Source organism: Streptomyces sp., from assembly GCF_036566765.1.
Lineage (GTDB): Bacteria > Actinomycetota > Actinomycetes > Streptomycetales > Streptomycetaceae > Streptomyces.
The window spans coordinates 1-3204 of the sequence record NZ_DATCVQ010000614.1; the positions used below are offsets into that span (position 1 = coordinate 1).

Annotated in this window: 5 protein-coding genes; all 5 read right to left on the bottom strand. The window is 68.7% G+C overall.

Features of this window, described 5'->3' with window-relative positions; all coding sequences use genetic code 11:
* Positions 1-4 precede the first annotated feature (4 nt).
* On the bottom strand, positions 5-328 hold the full coding sequence (locus tag VIU94_RS35865; protein WP_331918247.1) for a hypothetical protein: 324 nt from the start codon (positions 326-328) through the stop codon (positions 5-7).
* 38 nt (positions 329-366) lie between these two features.
* The gene (locus VIU94_RS35870) at positions 367-780 is read right to left on the bottom strand and encodes a hypothetical protein (RefSeq protein ID WP_331918249.1); all 414 of its coding nucleotides are present in this window, start codon (positions 778-780) and stop codon (positions 367-369) included.
* A gap of 9 nt (positions 781-789) precedes the next feature.
* The gene (locus tag VIU94_RS35875; protein WP_331918251.1) at positions 790-1746 is read right to left on the bottom strand and encodes a glycosyltransferase family 4 protein; all 957 of its coding nucleotides are present in this window, start codon (positions 1744-1746) and stop codon (positions 790-792) included.
* Between the two features lie 74 nt (positions 1747-1820).
* Positions 1821-2777, bottom strand: a complete 957-nt coding sequence (locus VIU94_RS35880; RefSeq protein ID WP_331918253.1) for a phage major capsid protein — start codon at positions 2775-2777, stop codon at positions 1821-1823.
* Positions 2778-2790: 13 nt separating this feature from the next.
* Positions 2791-3204 (bottom strand): hypothetical protein (locus tag VIU94_RS35885; RefSeq protein ID WP_331918255.1); only part of this gene is annotated, 414 nt, incomplete at its 5' end.

Genomic DNA, 3204 nt, shown 5'->3' on the forward strand with positions numbered 1-3204 from the left:
CGCACTATCCGGTAACGCGGTCGGCGGCGAACTGGATGACGCCGCGGGTTCCGGTGAACGGGGAGCGGCCCCAGTCACCGGGCTCGCCGGTGATGTCGCAGGTGACACCGCGAATGACGGCTCGGTCAGTGGTGAGCAGCGGCTTCCCGGCCGGGGCGTACACCGTCCAGCCGACGATAACCGTGTCCCGGGCCTGCTGCTCACTACCGCCAACCTGTGGTGCCTCCGCGCGCGGAGTCACCACGCAGCCCTCGATGTTGAAGGACTCGTCCGGGCCCGGTAGCGGATGCCCGCGCGGGTCCCGGCCCGGCGATGGCCCCGTGCGCACGATCCGCACCGTCTCTCCGAAGGGGTACGGCGCCGGCATCAGGAGTGTCCCCAGCCGGGCTCGAATTCGTCCGCGAACCCGGCATCGTCGACAGGCCACGTCGGCGACGGATCCGCAGTCGAGGGCGTCGGATCCACCGTGAACGCCCCGCCGCGGCCGGCGAGGGACTTGAGCGCGGACTTGTCGGCCTTCGTCAGATACAGACCGCCAGAACCCTGCGGGCGCTGCACCGACATCGGGCCGATCGTCTCGTAGGACACCTGCTGAGGATTCACATAGGCCCGGCCGGCGACCGACAGCACCACTGCTGCAGCACCCTCAGGCAGCGGCTTGACCACTGTCTGACACAGCTGAATCGCAGTGCTCAACAGCAGATCGGCACGGTTCCCGTCGATCTCTCCGAGGCCCAAGTACAAGCCCAGTTGCTCGGCGGTAGGAGGGACGAAAGCCACGACGCCTCCTCAGGCCAGGGACTCCACAGCACTGCACCAGGCCGCCAGATCGGCAGCCGGATCAAGCTCGGCAGACCGGGCCTTCGCCCGCTTCGACGCCAGCCGGTACTCCGCCGCCGTCTGCAGCTTCCGCAGTACAGCCTCGTAGCCGGCCACATCAGCACGGTCGACGAAGATGCCAGCCTCGCCGAGCGACTCGCACAGGCCCGGCGTCGGGTGGGCCACGACGGGGATGCCACTGGCGAGCGCCTCAACTCCGGCCCGACCCCACGACTCATACGAGGACGGCATCAGCAGCACCTTCGTGCGCGCGTACACCTTCTCCCGCATGTCCTCGCCGCTGACGTGCTCGACGATCTCGACGTTGGGCAAGTCCGGGAGGATCTGCTCGCCGTAGGCGCCCTTCACGGCGAGGAACTGCTGGTCCGGCATCCGTTCGGCGAGGGCCTTAAGGACCTTGCCGCCCTTCTCCGGGTTGCAGTTGATGAGCGTGATGGCCTTGCCGGGCTTCGTCGCGTACTCGTCGGCGAACACCGGTGGGCGCACAATCAGCGAGGCGTCAGGCTGGACGCTCTTCGGGTACTCGGCGAAGAACAGCTCCGCCTCCCGTTCCATCCACAGCGAGTTGTAGACCGCTAGTGAGGTCCCGCCCGCCGCCATGTCCCGGAAGGTCGGCCGATGCGTGTTGTGGCACACGACGACCAGGTTCTTGCCGTATCCGCGAGCCAGAGACGCAGTCGGCGGCACCGTCTCCAGATGCGCCATCAGCACATCCGCGCGGCGTACCGCAGTCGGGAAGTCGAGACGCGACTCCAGCGGCACCACCTTGATGCCGCGGTACTCGTACTCCTTGTGGACGCTGCCGTAGCGGGACAGCCACACCGACACGTCGTGCCCACGCTCCACCAGCGGACGCAGCATCGACACGAGCATGTGCTCGGCTCCCGCATTGTGCTCCGGTGGCATCGCGTGAACCCTGGCGACGATCTGCAGGGGCTTGGCTGCCCCGCCCGGCGCGGAAGCCGGGACAGCCCTCGCCATCAGGACCCCGAAGGGGTGCCGGTGTACTTCACGAACGCGTCGGCGTCGCCCTGCACGTAGCCGTAGAACGCCTCCGCCAGCAGCAGCACCAGGTTCTCCTGGAACGCCGAGTGAACGCCGCCGTCCTCGTCGATGTACGTGGCCTCCTTGGAGATCCGCACAGTGATGTCCATGCCGACGCCGAACGCCGCCTGCGACCAGTCGCCGCCGATCGCGCGCAGCCCAGTGTCGGTCGACGCGGACTGGCGGCGCTGCTTGCCCGACACTGAACGGGAGTAGGCGAGCGGCTCACCGATCAGCGTGCCCGCCGCCGCCATGTCCGTGCCCGGCGTCTGCGTGTCGACCAGGATCGGCCGGCCCGTGGTGTCGGTCGCCAGCAGCAGCTTCGGCTTGAGGCGGTGGTCGGCGACGGTGCCGGTGTAGTCCCAGTCGTCGTCGATGACCTCCTCCATGCCCGTCACCAGGTCGGCCCAGATGCCGCCCGTGGACTGCGAGGCGGTGCCCAGCGCGACCGAGTTGGTGGTCATCGCCAGGTAGTCATCGAAGGGCCCGGTGGCGCCCTTCATGGTCTTGCCGTGGATCGCCGCGTGGTCGAAGGCCCGCGCGAACGCCGTCGGCAGGTCGGTCTGCAGCTGCGTCCACAGGCCGCCCGCGTTGGTCATGACGACCTCTTCGGCGACCGGGATGAGGACGGCCAGCTTCTTCGCCGTCATCTGCTTGACGTCGACGCCGCCGCTGGACAGCGGCTTCTTCGCGGCCTGACCGACCCAGTCGGCGGTCGGCACGTCCATCGGGATCGGAACCGACGTCGTCGCGTCGATCGCCAGCGGGGCACGACGCGCCAGCGTCATGATCGCCGACTGCTCGACCGACTTCTCGAAGATCGGCGCCGTGATCGTGCGCGGCAGAAGCGACGCATTGACATCGGACAGCTTGAGGGGGGCCGTGGCCACCATGGTCTACCTGCTTTCAGCGGCCACTAAGCCGCGCCTTGATGAACCCAGCGAACTCGTCCGCAGGGTCGGGGGACCGTTGCTTGTTGGCGCCGGACGCCTGAGTGCGGTCCGGTGCCGGGCGCCGCGGGCCCTCCGGGGGCTGGACTCGCGCCCAGTGCGGCTTGCGCTCCAAAAGCGCCTGAAGGTCGGCCTCGATGGCCGCCTCGTCGATGTCGCCATCGCCGTCGATGTACGAGTCGAGATCCAGCGCGCCGACCGCGTCCTCCGGGTCCGCGAACGAACCGCCCGCCAGGGCCTGCACGCGGCTCTTCGCGAGCCGCTGACGCGTGCTGGCGATCTGCTCGTTCGCGCGAGCGAGCTGGTCGTTGAGGCGCTCAGACTCCGACTTCTCGGAGTCCTTGATGGCCTGCAACTCGGCCGCCTTCGG